The following is a 15,834-nucleotide window of genomic DNA, read 5'->3' as shown; positions in this document are numbered from 1 at the left end:
TATGGTTTTGAAAAGCAAATGCAGTTCCAGAAAAGGCTGCCAGTTAAACAGAAGCGCGGACGTCCTTTTACATAAGCATTTGCAAAATGCGGACTAAGTGACAATCGATAACGAACTTTAGGGGCAATAATATTGCTCGTTCGATACAGCGCATATAGCACACATCTCATACATCAAACACACAGGTTAGGGAACAAGAAAATCGCAGCATAAGCTGCACTGAAGCATTTCACAATGCTTTGGATCGAAGGGAGTATTCATCATTGAAAGCCAAACACATGAATAAGAAGAAACGCCAAATGCTCAAAAAGAGCGTAGCCTCGGTAATGCTAATTAACATGCTTTGTATGTCTGCAGTAATGCCGGTCATGGCTGCTGCGGATAACTCCGGTCAGGTTCTGACTGCTGCAGCAACAACAACAAAGACAGAGAAAGCGGTACAGGTTCCTGGGGTAGACTCACTTGGGCTTGAAGTTAGATCAGCAGTACTCATGGAGGCATCCACGGGTCAGATTCTGCTCAATGTCGATGCAGATAAAGCCATGCCACCTGCGAGTATGACCAAAATGATGACAGAGTACATTGTCGCTGAACAAGTCAAACAGGGAAAACTCAGCTGGGACGATATTGTAACGGTTAAAAAGAATGCTGCACAAAGTGTCGGGTCGCGTATTTTCCTCGCGGAAGGTGACCAGCACACCGTTAAGGATCTCTATATCGCTATGGCTGTTGGCTCAGCCAATGATGCTACGGTTGCTTTGGCTGAACATGTTGCAGATTCGGAAGAGGCTTTCGTGAAAATGATGAATGATGAAGCGAAGCGTATGGGCATGAAGGATACGTACTTCATTAACTCTTCCGGTCTCGATCGAGCAGATATGCCTGCCGACTTCCGTCCAGCTGAAGACAAAGAAACAGTGATGTCTGCACTGGATGCTGCGATTCTATGCAGATATATCATCATGGATCACCCGGACTACACAGATTTTACAACTATTCAATCCTATAAGTTCCGTCCAAACGATAAAGCTCCAATTATTAATTACAACTGGATGCTGGAAGCGAATAAAAATATAACCAATTTCAAAAGCTATGCCTATGAAGGTCTGGATGGAATGAAAACAGGCCATACCACGAACGCAGGTAATAACTTTACAGGTACAGCGGAACGTAACGGTATGCGTCTAATTAGTGTCGTTATGGGCACAGATTCGGAATCCGCACGTTTCAGAGAAACTAAAAAGGTATTGGACTTTGGATTTAACAACTTTGAAGTGAAACAGGCTGTTGCAGGCAAGACCAAAGTGACGGGCTGGGAAGCTGTGCCTGTGAAAAAAGGTAAAGAAACAACCGTTCCTGTCGTAACAGATAATGCGGTAAGTTTCGTTGTACCCAAAGGTACCCAGAACCTGGATGTGACGTTCAAAGCCAACGTAACTGAGGCTGACAAGCTGGTAGCACCCATCAAGGCAGGTACAAAGGTTGGTACAGTAACGTACACGTATAAAGCAGATGGAATTGAACCTCAGGAAAAAACAGTGAACTTGATCACAGCGGAAGAAGCCGATAAAGGCGGATGGTTCCGTCTGTTCTTCCGTGCTGTTAAAGATTTCTTCGTGGATCTCTTTGACGGAATCAAAAACCTGTTTTAGCCCATAACGTACTTCTTGAAAAATAGTACGATCATGAATTTGATGTTTATGTGGTCATATCATTGCTAAAATACAAGTTATTCTGACCGGATGGATTGTATAATTACAATTTTTCCGGTAAAATATCAAGTTAGAATTCACGTATATGGAAGCAAAAAACTCCAATGTTTTTTAGAACGACATATACATTACGGGCCGAAGTGTCCAAGTATCTTGGAGCACCGATGAAGGGCATAGAGATATCCAAACTTGTACCTTCCGAGCGTATGCAAGATCGTGGCTGGTAAGAGAAGGGGAATGTGCAAATGAAGATCGGCGTATTAGCACTTCAAGGGGCTGTCACAGAGCATATACGGAGTATTGAACGCGCTGGAGCAGAAGGTGTGGCTATCAAACAGGTTCAGCAATTGGACGATCTGGATGGTCTTATCCTTCCTGGCGGGGAAAGTACAACGATTGGCAAACTGATGCGTAAGTATGGGTTTATGGATGCCATTCGCGCGTTTGCTGCTGAGGGCAAACCGGTATTTGGTACCTGTGCTGGATTAATCGTTATGGCTAAGCATATTACAGGACAGGCAGAAGCTCATTTGGAGCTAATGGATATGACTGTATCCCGAAATGCATTTGGACGGCAGAGAGAAAGTTTTGAAACAGACTTGCCTGTCAAAGGCATTGAGGAAACGGTGAGAGCTGTGTTTATCCGGGCTCCCTTGATTGAGAGTGTGGGAGATCAGGTGGAGGTTCTCTCCACTTACAAGGATGAGATTGTAACAGCTCGGCAGGGACATTTGCTGGCTTGCTCGTATCATCCGGAGTTGACGGATGACTACCGTCTACATGCTTATTTTGTAGACATGGCCAAGTCCTACAAACATGCGGTAAATCCTAAATAATGTATGATGTACAACCTATGATCTCCCGGTCATCGGATCACTTCCCCAGCAGCCTTGTAAGGCCGCTGATTGGCAGTTGCATCTGAACGGATGCCTTATGTTGCCTGTATCTGCTTCATAGCGGGAATCGCAGCGGAGGGTCACACCGGGGACATAGGTTGTTTTTGTGGTTACAGATTCCGATAAGTATATAGTAAGGTATACACAGTAGAGTTTTGAGAATCGATTTAACATAAGGCTTCACTTCGTGGGGTTATTTAGGAGGGGTATATCGTGCTTGATGTGAAAATATTGCGGAATGAGTATGCACGTGTAGAAGAAGCATTGACTAAACGTGGCAAATCGCTGGATCTTATCGCTGGATTTACCGAGATGGATGCCAAGCGTCGGGAATTGCTTCAAGAGAGTGAAACACTGAAGAGTCGTCGGAATACAGTCTCCGCGGAAGTTGCTAGACTGAAGAAGAATCGTGAGAATGCGGATGATCTGATTGTGGAGATGCGTGAAGTCTCTGATCGAATCAAAGCCATGGACGAAGAAGTTCGGGAACTGGAAGTGAAGATCAATGATCTCACAATGGCGATTCCGAACATTCCTAACGAAAGTGTACCTATTGGAGCTTCTGAAGACGACAATGTTGAGATTCGTCGTTGGGAAGAGCCGAAGTCATTTACTTTTACACCAAAAGCACACTGGGAAATTGCACAGGATCTTGATATCCTTGATTTTGAAGCGGCTGCCAAAGTAACTGGTTCCCGTTTTACCTTTTATAAAGGTCTGGGTGCGCGTCTGGAACGTGCATTAATTAACTTCATGATGGATCTGCACAGCGATCAACATGGATATGAAGAGATTCTGCCTCCTTACATCGTTAATCGGGACAGCTTGTTTGGAACAGGTCAACTGCCTAAGTTCGAAGAAGATCTGTTTAAGTTAAAAGATACTGAATATTATCTGATCCCGACTGCTGAAGTTCCGGTAACGAACTATCATCGCGAAGAGATTCTGAATGTAGATCAATTGCCTAAGCACTTTGTAGCGTACAGCTCTTGTTTCCGTTCTGAAGCCGGTTCGGCTGGACGGGATACACGCGGATTGATTCGTCAGCATCAGTTTAACAAAGTAGAGCTGCTCAAGCTCTCTACTCCGGAGACTTCGTATGAAGAGTTGGAGCAAATGACTCAAAATGCGGAGCGTGTGCTTCAATTATTGGGATTGCCATATCGCGTTCTAACATTGTGTACCGCAGATATGGGCTTCACTTCAGCTAAAACGTATGATATTGAAGTATGGTTACCTGAGAGCAATACCTATCGTGAGATTTCTTCTTGCTCCAACTGTGAGGACTTCCAGGCACGTCGTGCCAATATCCGTTTCCGCAGAGAGCCAAAAGCCAAACCGGAATTTGTACACACATTGAACGGGTCAGGATTGGCCGTTGGACGAACAGTAGCCGCTATCCTGGAGAACTATCAACAGGAAGATGGTACGGTTGTCATTCCTGAAGCATTGCGTCCTTATATGGGCGGCACAAGTGTGATTACACGTCGCTCTTAATAGTAATTAACCAACCTCATCAAGAGGAATACAAATTCAATCCGTCATTTCAGAATGGCGGATTGGAGTCTTTTGTATAAACTGAGGCTGTTGTCTGATATGGATTATCAATTTTATTATAAAAAGGTTGCATTATGATGTCGAGATGTGGTATGATACTTTTCGTGGCAAGTTTATAAAAGTTAATTTCCCTGGAGAGGTACCGAAGCGGTCATAACGGGGCGGTCTTGAAAACCGTTAGGGGGCAACTCCACGTGGGTTCGAATCCCACCCTCTCCGCCATACTACACTTATAACAAGGATTCGAGCGATCTCGCTCGGGTCCTTTTTTGCGTTGTGAGTTTATTCAGCGTAATGAGCATACAATTTGGTGACCGATGAATAGGTTGCACAGTACAACGTTATATTTTGAATAAAGCTCATATGTATAAAAACATCTTCATCGCCGCACTTTATAGGAGTGGAGGTGGTAAGATGAACCGCGAGTTAAACATCGATCAGACAGAGCTTGTAGGGGCTTGGCAAGAACGTTTGCCTCAAGTCTTGAATGTTGGCGATCAGGCTCAAGTGATGGCGGATGAAGCCGATCAGCAGGCCATTCGGATACACATTGCGACAGCAGGTCATGAGATGTATTCTTTTGATTTCAAATGTGCATATGTCGATTCCCGTGAAGTCAGTGTACAGCTGATTGATGTGGAACGGGATGGGCGAACGACAGATGAGCGTACAGAACCGATTCAGGAACTGGCTCATGATTATACACGGCACATTCACGAATGTGCCCAGTCGTTACAATCCCAGACGAGATAATAGCCTGAAATCTGAAGGAGTGAATTCAATTGACTAAAGCCAAAGCGGGAGTAGACGAAAACCTGCAAAATGTAGTCGATGATCTGGAGCAGCCTGGCGTAAACAGTCATCATGCCCAGCAAATTCAGCAAGATATTAATGATCGCCGTCATCAGGATGCACTGAATCATGACAAAACGGAAGATAGGGACCCATCCCATTCCTAACAATGATGAGGGGGCAATAATATGAGCAAACCAAAAACAATTCCCGTACCGGAAGCACAAGCATCCGAACAGCATCGTCATTCATCCAAACGCTCTTCCATGCAGGAGCCATTATCCGGTTCCAAAAAAGTAAAAAATCAAAATCATGTGGATCATTTGAATCCCCAAGGTTAATAGAAGAAACAGATTCACGCAAAAGTCCCTTGTTACCTAACAGGGGGCTTTTGCGTATTCATACATATATAAAGACAGGCACACGCATATTCCCAAAGCTGACATAGGTCTTTGTAGCCATTTTAAAGAGGAAAGATCACATTTTTCCCAAATTAGGTTTCGGTATCTGGTGATATGGTATATCATTGATATTGAATTACTTTTTTTGGGGTTATCACGAGAGGAGAGAAACAAATGACTAAACGTATGGGGGCGCTTCTTCTTACGTTGCTGTTGACCGTATCTATGGCATTGACAGCATGTAGCAGCAAGCAGGAGCCAAAAGAGGCATTGAAGACGGCTGCGGCCAATGCTTCCAAATTGACTTCGTATGAAATGAGTTCCAACTTTACAATTAATGAATTGAGCTATAAACCTGGGGATGCTTCACAAACTGATCCTACTATGACTCAGTTTATGAGCATGCTGAAGGATGCTCAGTTGAATGTAACAGGTGTATACCAAAGTGAGCCAATGCAGACAGAGATGACTCTTGGCATCGAGCTTAAAGGCGATATGGGTATGACCTTCACCATTCCAATGGTGATGACAGCTGAGAAACTCTATGTGAAAGTGCCGAATATTCCGTTCTTCCCAATTCCGGAGAACGTTGTTGGCAAATTCCTGGAACTTGATCTGAAAGAACTGGCTGAGCAAGAGGGTACGGAATGGAACCCGGATGCTATGGACGCAGCCAAAACGCAAAAGCTGAGCAACGAAGTAATGGACGCAGTGCTGAGCGAGTACGATCAAGCTAAATTCTTCAAAAATCTAGACACCAAAGATGCACAACTTCCTGAAGGCGTAGATGCGAAGCAGGTTGTACAATTCTCGGTGAATAATGACAATGTTAAAGAAGCAGTTACTGTACTGGTAACAAAAGCTATGCCTAAAGTATTGGATATTCTGTCCAAAGAGGAATATCGTGAAATGCTGCAAATGGATCAGGCTGATATCGACAAAGCTAAAGAAGATCTGAAGATCACTGAAGCAGATCAGGCTGAAATGGCTAAAGACTTGGATAAATTGAAAGATGTTCTGACAATCAACCAATTCAACATTGATTTCGCATTGGACAAAAACGACTTCCCTGTATATCAAAAGATGGTCGCTGATGTGCTGATCAAGCCAGAAGGTACAAAAGACGAAGTGAAATTGGCATTTACCGGTTCCAATACGTACACCAAGATTAACGAAAAAGCAGCATTCAAAATCAATATCCCTACTGGCGATGACGTAATTACTATGCAAGAGTTCGAAGAACTGATGAACGCTTCATACGGATACTAAGCTCGTCGAGTCCAAATCAAACCGTTTGTTATTCAAGTGATGGATAATTTCCTTCCGCTTGGATACAGGCGGTTTTTTTGTTCCACAGCGTATGAGGGGGATCCGCAAAATAATTGATCTTTGATTTTAAATCGTGGCTGGTGATACATACAAATAAAACCGCACTCTCTCCTACATAACTAGGGTAGTGCGGTTTGGAATATTAAATTTGTATATTGTTGAATTGGAAATACAGACAGCTTTGTGGTGGAAATTCTAAATCAATTAATTCGCAAGTTCGTCCAAGTCTTCAGCAAGTACAGCATAGATCTGATGATCCTGATATTTGCCGTTGATCTTGAGGTATCTGCGAGCAGTACCTTCAAACTGGAATCCGTTCTTCTCCAGTACGCGCTGTGAACCTTTGTTGGTAGGCAATACCGCAGCCTGAACCCGATTCAACTTCAGCGCACGGAAGCCATAAGCTACGGCTAGTTTAACCGCTGCGGTCATTCGTCCGCCGCCCTGATAATCTGGATGGATAAAGTAACCCATATCAGCATAATTGGCAACGCCCAATACGACATTGTTAAGACTTACTTGTCCAATCAACAGGCTGTCTTTAATGGTGTAGATTCCAAACTGATATCCTGTACCTTCTTCTGCTGCCTTGACCCGATCCTCAATCCGCCGAGTCTGAGCATCCAGTGTATAAAAATCATTCTCTCGAACCGGTTCTACAGCCTGATATGGGACGCGTGTAATCTGAATCAGGTCCAGATAGGACTGTGTATCCTGGGGTGTGAGCAGCCGAAGGCTTATGCCATGGGCTGTATCATAGAGTGTTAGTGCCATTACAGCACACTTCCTTTCTAATTGGGATGGTTGTATTCGGTGACTACTTTAACTTTTGGCGCAGACTTCTAAAAAATTGAGTTAGCATGGTGGAGCATTCAGGCTGAAGGATATCCGGGATTACCTCGGTGCGATGGTTAAATCGAGGCTCCTGTAGCAGGTTCATCAGTGTACCTGCACAGCCTGCCTTGGGATCAGCCGTACCAAAGATTACGCGGGGGACCCTCGATTGTACAATTGCACCTGCACACATCGGACAAGGCTCCAGTGTGACGTACAGAGAACAATCCAACAAACGCCAAGCTCCGATGGTCTCGCTGGCCTGACGAATAGCCACCATCTCTGCATGGGCGGTGGAATCCAGTGTAGTTTCACGCAGATTGTATCCTCGGCCAATAATTTGGTTGTTTTGTACAATTACAGCGCCAATCGGCACTTCCCCAAGAGCCTCAGCTTTGTAGGCCTCGGCAATGGCCTCGCGCATCCAGTGCTCATGCTGAGCTTCCTCAGATAAATGCGCAAGATCGGGCTGGAGAGAATGGTCATTCATTACGATATAACTCCTTCCAAAAAGCATTTATTCAGCGAACAAGTATTCGGGTTGTTAACATGTTGTGTATAGATATGTGGATAACCATAGAGTTGCTCACATAGTTATAAACAAACTATCCACAAGCCTGTGGGTATGTGGATAAATATAGTGATTAATTTCATTGTAGAGTTCAAAAATGCAAAAAACAACGAATTTCGAGCTTTTCATTCATTCGGTAACTTTTGGACACAGGTCAATTATCCTTTTCAAAAAGTCATACAAGCGTTATGATGGAGATAGGTTTTGCCATATATCGCCAGAGGGTACAAGCCGAGAGGTGAACTTAAAAACTTGTCTATTAAAACGAAATTATCCATGATTATGTCGTGCTCAGTGCTCGTTATTTTAGTGTTGAATATCGCACTGAGTTATTATACTACAGAAGAGAATCTGCGGCAGGACAGTGAAACCAAGATGGTGCTCACTGCAAAGCAGATTGCAATTGCTGTCGAACAAAATCAATACAGTTCGGATTATGTAAAAAGGCAGATTGGAAACAATCTGTGGCTTGCTGCTGTCATGGCAGCGGAAGAATTGGACCCGGATATTAATAATATCACAAATGAAGAACTTGTTCGCTTGAGTCAGAAGGTTGGCGTCTCACATATTTCGTTGATGGAGCAGACGGATGATGACATTGTGGTTAGCCGTTCATCAGATCCAAGAGAAATTGGACTGTCCACCAAATCCATGACTTACTGGTATCAGGCCTTTAAGCAGCTGTTTGAAAAACAACAGGTGACGATTCCCCAAGGGCAGAAGTTAGAGCATTTCTGGTCAGATGGATTCGAATATTCGACATCCAGTCCTTCGGATATTGATATCTGGGGTTACTACCATGATGGAAAGAGAAACTACATAATCAATCCCTTCTATAATAATACGGAAGTTGATGACTATGTGAAAATCTCTAGTCCGGATGAGATTTTGAATAAAATCCGTGAGGTCAATCCCTCCATTCTGGAGATTACAGGCATCAATCCGTTGACTTTTGGCAGCCCGAACATGGGTGATGACGGAAGAGATACGAACTTTAGCAAGTTGAATAACAGACCGATTCGTTTCGGTACATACCAGTATGGTTCTAAGGATGAGGATCATCGTGCTGTGGTGCGCGCCATTCGAACAGGGCAAAATGTATCTTTTGTCAGTGAAACGCACGAACAGAAGGTATTGAAGAGTTTTATTCCCATTTTCACACCCAATCAGTCTTCCTATGTGATCAGTATTGTCATGGACTATAAGCAAATATCCTCGATGGTATCTGAGCAGTTGGTGAGCCATGCCTCCATATCGTTGGTTTTGCTGGAGATTGTGATCTTTGGCAGCTATCTGCTCGCAGGGTATATTACGCGTCCGATCCAATCCATACTGGGCAAAGTGAATGATGTAGCAGATGGGCACTTTGATTTCAGGTTGAAAGTCCGGAGGAAGGATGAACTTGGCCAACTGGCCAATCGTATTAATGCCATGATTCGTAATCTGGGTCATTATACGAGCCGCCTGAAACAGATGTATGAAGAGAATCGAGCGGTGAAAGAACATCTGGAGTCCATTATCAATCAGACAGCGGATGCCATTCACATTACGGATCTTGAAGGGAAAGTGCTGCGGGTTAACCGGGCATTTGAACAATTATATGGCTTTCGAAGTCGCGAGGTGGAAGGTCGTCATCTGAAGATCATCCCGCCAGAGGCAGAAGAAGAAATGAAACGTCAGCATGCCCAACTCGTTGAGGGGATGTCCATTACGTCCAACGAAACCACATGGATGAAGAAAGACGGGACCCGAGTAGAGGTCAGTGTCAGTACGGCTCCGGTACGAGACGAGGCTGGAGAGATTACCGCACTTATTAGTGTCTCCAGGGACATTACAAGTCGTAATCGGATGGAAGAGCTGCTCAGACGTTCTGAGAAGCTAACAACCGTAGGCCAGCTTGCAGCAGGTGTAGCACATGAGATTCGTAATCCATTGACCACACTGCGCGGATTCCTGCAGTTACAGCAAGAGAGCAACAAGCTGAATCATCGTCATCTGGATCTGATGTTATCGGAGCTGGATCGCATCAACCTTATTGTTGGTGAATTTCTGATTTTAGCGAAACCGCAGGCGGTTCATTTTCAGAATCGGGATATTCGTTTTATTCTCGGCGATGTCATCTCGTTACTGGATAGTCAGGCGCATCTGCATGGTGTAGAATTTGTACTGCGTGCCTCATCCGATTCGGCTATGGTACACTGTGAAGAGAACCAGTTGAAGCAGGTATTCATCAATTTGCTGAAAAACGGTATGGAGGCCATGCCAAATGGAGGAAGCATTCATATCAAGCTCAAGCATGACGAGCAGTCGAAACGCGTCAGAATTGAGATCAGGGATGAAGGCATTGGTATCCCGGAAGAGATGATGCCCAAGCTTGGGGAGCCTTTCTTTACGAATAAAGAGTCTGGGACAGGGCTTGGTCTGATGGTCAGTCAGCGCATTATTCAATCACATAAGGGCATGATGGATATTAAAAGCGTCATGAACAAGGGAACAACGGTTATCATTGAACTGCCTGCATCCGAGCAACAACCGGAAGCCATTGAGGTAGATCAGGTAACGGATGAACCACTTACAGATGAAGAGAAATAGATGAGGTGAGATTACCTTTTGCGTATTAATAAATTTATTAGTGAAACAGGTTACTGCTCCCGGCGTGAAGCCGACAAGTTGGTGGATAGTGGTCAGGTAACTATTAATGGAGTTAAGGCTGAGCTGGGCAGTCAGGCAGAAGAAGGCGACGATGTACGAATTAATGGCAAGCCGATCAAGGAAAAGAGAAAACACGTATATATCGCGCTGAATAAACCGATTGGAATCACAAGTACAACTGAGCAGCATATTCAGGGCAATATCGTTGATTTTGTCGGACACGATGAACGTATCTTTCCTATTGGACGCTTGGATAAGGACTCGGAAGGTTTGATCCTGATGACCAATGATGGAGATATCGTTAACCGGATACTTAGAGCAGAAGGACGCCATGAGAAAGAGTATATCGTTACTGTTGATCGATCTGTAACCCCGAGTTTCCTTAGAGGTATGAGCACTGGGGTGAAGATATTGGGTGAAATGACCCTCCCTTGTACCGTGACCCGGATGACGGATCGAGTATTCCGTATCATCCTGACTGAAGGAAAGAACCGTCAGATTCGGCGGATGTGTAGTGCCTTTGGCTACGAGGTTCGTAAGTTGAAGCGTATTCGGATCATGAACATTCATCTTGGAGAAATGGCGACAGGTTCATGGAGAGAGCTTACCCCTGCTGAAAAAGCGGAGCTGGGCGGTCTGTTGGACTATTCACTGGAATAGTTGATTCGACTTTGACTAATTAACTGATTGAAGCCCTGCTTTCCGAAAAGGAGCGCAGGGCTTTTTGGTATAAGGTCAATGACGACAGGTGAATCTTCGCAAATAGTGTGAAAAAATGTAGAGATAAACCAAGCATAAGCTTTATATAAACCAAAAAGACCGTTCTCCTTGTACCTGGAGAACGGTCTTTGGTTAATGAATCGCTGCAGGCCTCTAGTTTCCTCCGCCAACGGCTTTTACATTTGTATTGTTACTTTGATACTTCCGAATGATAGATACCTCTACACGGCGATTCTGTGCCCGTCCGGTATTGGTGTCATTACTGGCAATCGGATGATACTCTCCATAACCACTTGGTGTGAATTTGGAAGGGTCCAATTGTGTGTTCAGTAACAGGATTTTCAGGAAGTTGAGCGCACGATCTGCACTCAGATCCCAGTTATCCTTATATTGGTTGTTCGAAATGGGAATATTATCGGTATGACCGGATACCACCACTTCATATTCAGGGAACTCCTGCAGCATGCTTGAGATTGCTTTGGCCAGGGATCGTGATTCAGGCTTCACATCTGCTCGGCCTGAGGAGAACAGGGCGTTATCACTGATGGTGATCTTCAATTCAGACTGATTCAGCTTGGTATTCAGCTGGTCCGAAAGTCCGTTCTTCGAGATATACTGGTCAAGCCTTTTCTTAAGCTTCTCCAGATCTTCCTGTTCTTTTTGAGCCATCTGTGCATCCGTTATCTGAGCTGGTGTTTTCTTGGTGATTTCTGTAGGTTCCTGTTTGTTCTTACCCAGATCGGCTCCTGGCGTATCCGGATTCATGGACGTATGATCCAGAACACCGGAGCCTCCATTCAATGCACTGCTTAGTGCGGAAGCCATCTGCTCGAACTTGGCTGCATCGAGTGAACTCATGGAGAACAACGTGATAAACAGGGCAAGCAACAAGGTCATCAAGTCAGAATAGGGAAGCAACCAGCTCTCGTCTATATGTTCTTCATGTGGTTCGTGCTTTTTAGCCTTTTTCACCTGATGATCCCTCCTTCTCTTCCAGTTGTTTACGTTCGGAAGGTGTCAGGAATACGGATAACTTTTGGTTGATGGCAATGGTGGATACACCAGACTGTATGGATAACAATCCTTCAACCATCATCAGCTTGATCTCCATTTCTTGCTTGGACATCCGCTTCAGCTTGTTAGACATCGGGTGCCATAACACGTAACCACTAAATATACCAAGGAGTGTTGCGATAAATGCTGCCGCAATCGCATGGGAGAGTTTCTCCATGTCACTGAGATCGGCAAGTGCTGCGATGAGACCTACAACGGCCCCGAGAACCCCGAGCGTTGGCGCGTACATCCCCGCCTGAGCGAAGATCAAGGCACCGCCACGGTGGCGCTCCTCTGTAGCATGAATATCTTCCATCAGTACATCACTTACAAATTCCTGATCGTTGCCGTCGATAATCATACGCATACCGCCACGAAGGAACTGATCGTCAATCTCTTCTACTTTTGATTCCAGTGCAAGCAAACCTTCACGACGGGTAGTGGAAGCCCAATCCATAAACGTGCCGATCAGAGACACTCGATCAATAAGTACTTGATTTTTGAAAATAATCCCGAAAAGCTTAGGGATTTTCTTAACTTCAGACATTGGAAATGCGATAAAGATAGTTCCTGCCGTACCAACAAAGATAATAACGTAGGCTGCCGGATTGTTAACCAGGTTGATTAAGGGCGCACCCTTCAGGAACATACCGAGTACAAGGGAGACCAGTCCAAAAACTAGTCCAATAATCGTTGAAATGTTCATCATACACCTCATCCATGAGATAAAATTGAATCCTTTCAAGCGGCTGTATTCGGGCTTCCGGACGAATTTTTGGCCGCAATCCGTTCAATGTTAGGCATTCCTTACGGTTGCTAAAACAGTTAAAACGGTCATATATGTATTTATCGACCAGAAGGCCTTTTTTTTTAAGGGCTATTTTCAGGTATAATAAGATCAAATCCGCTCCTTAGGGGCCGAATAGGAGTGAAAAGCCAATGGGCGTAAAGCATGGACGGGATTATGAAGGAATTTTGACAGATCTGACAACGGCAATCGGACGCATACCGGATCGGTATGTTTTCTTTGAAATGGACGCGGAAGAGTGGGAGAGACTGGCTGCATCTGACCAACTTGAAGTGGATGAGGCGTTGGCGGAGGATTTGTTCTATGCGCTGGGCGAGGAGTCTGTTATTCCAGTTGGAAGTGGTGTGGTCATCCATGATAAGGAACAGCACCGTATTCATATTTTGATCGGGGAAGAAGAGTTGACATTTGTACCTTTAATTTAGTGTGTTTACATGCATTCTCAGGGGTATAAATGGAATTGGAATTGCCCTCAAAGCCTTATGGTTAGTGGTTCTATGCCATGTAGTTGATTGGATTTTGAAGCTTGTCCGTGGTAAGATGTTAGTCGTGAAATGGGCCAACCGCATGGCGGTGAGCCTGGCCTTTGAGGTTGCTGTTGATAGCGCCGAAGGTGTCGGTGGTTATACGGACTCACGTCTGTAATGTACCATCCTATGGGGAGGAAGATAACGCATGGTTTTTTCGCAAGAGGAAGTCGAAGCTCATCTGGGAAGGCTGGAAGGCTGGGAACTGGAAGAGGGACGGTGGATTGTACGTAAATTCGTGTTCTCCAACTACATGAAAGGGATTGCATTTGTGGATGAGGTCGCTGCGATCTCGGAAGCATTCAATCATCATCCTTTTATTACGATTGATTATACAACGGTTACGCTGCGTCTCACGTCATGGGATGCGGGTGGTATCACATCTGTAGATATCAAGGAAGCAGGGCAATATAACGAAGCTTATGACAAAATGAGGTCGGAATAACGGGTCAGTTATTATCGCGCGGCCAGAAGTGAGTGAACCATACATGTCAGACTATAATCAGAAACAACCTCTTATTGCTGTCGTAGGCAGTCTCAATATGGATCTCGTGGTGAAGACAGACACGATTCCGGAAGAGGGAGAGACGGTGAGCGGTGAGGAGCTGCATTATCTCGCTGGTGGCAAAGGGGCGAACCAGGCTGTTGCCGCTGCGCGTCTGGGTGGACAGACTACGATGATTGGTGCGGTGGGATCGGACGGTTTTGGCGAACGTCTGCTGCACAGTCTGACGGAAAGTGGTGCAGATGCCTCGCAGGTTCGCATATTGGAAGACGCGGTTACAGGGACTGCTTCCATCTGGCTCTCTCGGGGAGACAACCGGATTATCGTTATTCCTGGTGCGAATGGACAAGTGGTGCCTGAGATGCTGGAAGAGGCGGATACGGTAAAAAGCCTGACTGCGGCCGCAGCGGTGCTGCTGCAGCTGGAGATCCCGCTGCCAGCGGTTACCCGCGCCGCCCAACTGGCGGCTGAAGGCAGCGCACTGGTGGTGCTCAACCCGGCTCCCGCGGTGCCGGGTCTGCCCCAGGAGCTCCTGCGGTGCGTCGACGTTGTCACGCCGAACCGCAGTGAGCTTGCCGTGCTTACCGGCCGGGATCATCTCCGGCCGGAAGACCTGGATGCGGCGGTCGCAGAGCTCGCCGCATCCCTCGGGGCCGCTGTCGTCACGACGCTCGGCCCCGAGGGGGCTGTGTACGCGGCGGCGCCTGGCGGCCGCGTACAAGCAGGGCGTGCCGGCGCGTGCCGTGCGCCCGGCTACGCCGTAAGCGCCGTCGATACGACCGGCGCTGGCGATTGCTTCAACGGCGCGTTGGCGGTAGCCCTCGCGCGCGGTGAGACTTTGGACGCGGCCGTAGGCTTCGCCATGGGTGCGGCCGCGTTATCCGTGACGAAGCTCGGCGCCCAGTCCGGGATGCCGTCCGCACGTGAAGTTGAGGCCTTTCTGGCTGAGCATGCCACAGAGGCCTAATAAATTGGTATAACGAAGAGGCTCTTATTCTCCCAAAAGGGGATTAAGCGCCTCTTCGTTATGTGCGTGCACAGATTATTTTTTCTCTGACAGCCACATGGCGATATTTGCAATTTCTTCATCCTGCAGCTTGCCCTTGAAGGAAGGCATACCACCTTTACCTTTGACAATCGTAGAATAGATCTTCTCCAGATCATCCTGGCTACCGATGTTAGCCAGAGCAGGTCCTACGCCACCCTGAAGCTGATCCCCGTGACAGGAGATACAATTGGCTTTGACCAGTGCTTCAGCCTGTCCGGCATCCAATGTTACTTCCGGCATGGTTGGTTTGGCTTCTTCAGCCACTTCTTCTTTCCCTGGAAGCGTAAACATTAAAACAATAGCTAAAGCGCATGCTGCAAAAAATACTCCGCTCATGATCCATTTGTGCATCCCTTATGTCCCCTCCAGAATGAAAGATCATCTAACCTGAAACTATCCATATCATTATAACGGAACCTGTACTGACAT

The 15,834-nt window shown here is 45.9% G+C and carries 18 protein-coding genes, 1 tRNA gene and 1 pseudogene; 15 read left to right on the top strand and 5 right to left on the bottom strand.

From position 1 onward, the window contains the following. Window positions 1-263 precede the first annotated feature (263 nt). From MKX68_RS10615 to MKX68_RS10575, 9 genes and pseudogenes are all read left to right on the top strand, one after another. Complete coding sequence (locus MKX68_RS10615; RefSeq protein WP_340911370.1) at window positions 264-1,652, top strand: D-alanyl-D-alanine carboxypeptidase family protein; 1,389 nt, start codon at window positions 264-266, stop codon at window positions 1,650-1,652. Between the two features lie 176 nt (window positions 1,653-1,828). After that, window positions 1,829-1,939: pseudogene (locus MKX68_RS10610) on the top strand (pyridoxal 5'-phosphate synthase lyase subunit PdxS); the annotation flags it as partial. Between the two features lie 18 nt (window positions 1,940-1,957). Continuing rightward, a complete protein-coding gene (gene pdxT, locus MKX68_RS10605; protein WP_338589790.1) occupies window positions 1,958-2,548 on the top strand; it encodes a pyridoxal 5'-phosphate synthase glutaminase subunit PdxT in 591 nt (196 codons plus the stop codon). Window positions 2,549-2,821: 273 nt separating this feature from the next. Next, on the top strand, window positions 2,822-4,105 hold the full coding sequence (gene serS / locus MKX68_RS10600) for a serine--tRNA ligase (RefSeq protein ID WP_340911365.1): 1,284 nt from the start codon (window positions 2,822-2,824) through the stop codon (window positions 4,103-4,105). Window positions 4,106-4,298: 193 nt separating this feature from the next. After that, window positions 4,299-4,387: transfer RNA gene (locus MKX68_RS10595), tRNA-Ser, on the top strand. A 192-nt stretch (window positions 4,388-4,579) separates the two neighbouring features. Next, on the top strand, window positions 4,580-4,918 hold the full coding sequence (locus MKX68_RS10590; protein ID WP_036607297.1) for a hypothetical protein: 339 nt from the start codon (window positions 4,580-4,582) through the stop codon (window positions 4,916-4,918). Between the two features lie 29 nt (window positions 4,919-4,947). Beyond that, window positions 4,948-5,124: a hypothetical protein gene (locus tag MKX68_RS10585; RefSeq protein WP_340911362.1), complete on the top strand. Its 177-nt coding sequence runs from the start codon at window positions 4,948-4,950 to the stop codon at window positions 5,122-5,124. Between the two features lie 21 nt (window positions 5,125-5,145). Beyond that, window positions 5,146-5,298: a small acid-soluble spore protein P gene (locus MKX68_RS10580; RefSeq protein ID WP_036607296.1), complete on the top strand. Its 153-nt coding sequence runs from the start codon at window positions 5,146-5,148 to the stop codon at window positions 5,296-5,298. Between the two features lie 234 nt (window positions 5,299-5,532). Continuing rightward, a complete protein-coding gene (locus tag MKX68_RS10575) occupies window positions 5,533-6,627 on the top strand; it encodes a hypothetical protein (RefSeq protein WP_133387537.1) in 1,095 nt (364 codons plus the stop codon). A 264-nt stretch (window positions 6,628-6,891) separates the two neighbouring features. Here MKX68_RS10575 and MKX68_RS10570 read toward each other — a convergent pair whose 3' ends face one another. After that, the gene (locus MKX68_RS10570; protein ID WP_340911357.1) at window positions 6,892-7,461 is read right to left on the bottom strand and encodes a GNAT family N-acetyltransferase; all 570 of its coding nucleotides are present in this window, start codon (window positions 7,459-7,461) and stop codon (window positions 6,892-6,894) included. 43 nt (window positions 7,462-7,504) lie between these two features. Next, window positions 7,505-8,011 (bottom strand): tRNA adenosine(34) deaminase TadA, encoded by a 507-nt coding sequence (gene tadA, locus MKX68_RS10565; RefSeq protein ID WP_340911354.1) that lies wholly within the window; start codon window positions 8,009-8,011, stop codon window positions 7,505-7,507. A 333-nt stretch (window positions 8,012-8,344) separates the two neighbouring features. On the opposite strand from tadA, the gene MKX68_RS10560 reads away from it, so the two are divergent. Both MKX68_RS10560 and rluF read left to right on the top strand, forming a co-directional pair. Beyond that, window positions 8,345-10,684, top strand: coding sequence for an ATP-binding protein (locus MKX68_RS10560; RefSeq protein ID WP_340911351.1), 2,340 nt, complete (start codon window positions 8,345-8,347; stop codon window positions 10,682-10,684). An 18-nt stretch (window positions 10,685-10,702) separates the two neighbouring features. Next, window positions 10,703-11,404, top strand: a complete 702-nt coding sequence (rluF, locus tag MKX68_RS10555) for a 23S rRNA pseudouridine(2604) synthase RluF (RefSeq protein ID WP_338589806.1) — start codon at window positions 10,703-10,705, stop codon at window positions 11,402-11,404. 213 nt (window positions 11,405-11,617) lie between these two features. Here rluF and motB read toward each other — a convergent pair whose 3' ends face one another. Further along, window positions 11,618-12,436 (bottom strand): flagellar motor protein MotB, encoded by an 819-nt coding sequence (motB, locus tag MKX68_RS10550; protein WP_338589808.1) that lies wholly within the window; start codon window positions 12,434-12,436, stop codon window positions 11,618-11,620. Next, window positions 12,423-13,223, bottom strand: a complete 801-nt coding sequence (gene motA / locus MKX68_RS10545) for a flagellar motor stator protein MotA (RefSeq protein WP_017691317.1) — start codon at window positions 13,221-13,223, stop codon at window positions 12,423-12,425. Before motA ends, motB begins: the two co-directional genes overlap by 14 nt. Before the next feature lie 233 nt (window positions 13,224-13,456). Between motA and MKX68_RS10540 the strand changes: the two genes are divergently transcribed. The 4 genes from MKX68_RS10540 (at window position 13,457) to rbsK (ending at window position 15,324) form a co-directional block, all read left to right on the top strand. Then, a complete protein-coding gene (locus tag MKX68_RS10540; RefSeq protein WP_074092938.1) occupies window positions 13,457-13,750 on the top strand; it encodes a hypothetical protein in 294 nt (97 codons plus the stop codon). 64 nt (window positions 13,751-13,814) lie between these two features. Then, the gene (locus tag MKX68_RS10535) at window positions 13,815-13,970 is read left to right on the top strand and encodes a hypothetical protein (RefSeq protein WP_167483873.1); all 156 of its coding nucleotides are present in this window, start codon (window positions 13,815-13,817) and stop codon (window positions 13,968-13,970) included. A 30-nt stretch (window positions 13,971-14,000) separates the two neighbouring features. After that, window positions 14,001-14,297 carry a 4a-hydroxytetrahydrobiopterin dehydratase gene (locus MKX68_RS10530; RefSeq protein ID WP_062838136.1) on the top strand — a complete coding sequence of 99 codons (297 nt, stop codon included), beginning with the start codon at window positions 14,001-14,003 and terminating at the stop codon, window positions 14,295-14,297. Window positions 14,298-14,340: 43 nt separating this feature from the next. Further along, window positions 14,341-15,324 carry a ribokinase gene (gene rbsK / locus MKX68_RS10525; RefSeq protein WP_340911344.1) on the top strand — a complete coding sequence of 328 codons (984 nt, stop codon included), beginning with the start codon at window positions 14,341-14,343 and terminating at the stop codon, window positions 15,322-15,324. A 75-nt stretch (window positions 15,325-15,399) separates the two neighbouring features. Here the strand turns inward: rbsK and MKX68_RS10520 are convergent, their stop codons facing one another. Then, on the bottom strand, window positions 15,400-15,756 hold the full coding sequence (locus tag MKX68_RS10520; protein WP_036607288.1) for a c-type cytochrome: 357 nt from the start codon (window positions 15,754-15,756) through the stop codon (window positions 15,400-15,402). Window positions 15,757-15,834: the final 78 nt, after the last annotated feature.

The organism is Paenibacillus sp. FSL M8-0212, assembly GCF_038004645.1.
In the GTDB taxonomy this organism is placed as follows: Bacteria; Bacillota; Bacilli; order Paenibacillales; family Paenibacillaceae; genus Paenibacillus.
This window is presented reverse-complemented; position numbering and strand designations above follow the sequence as displayed.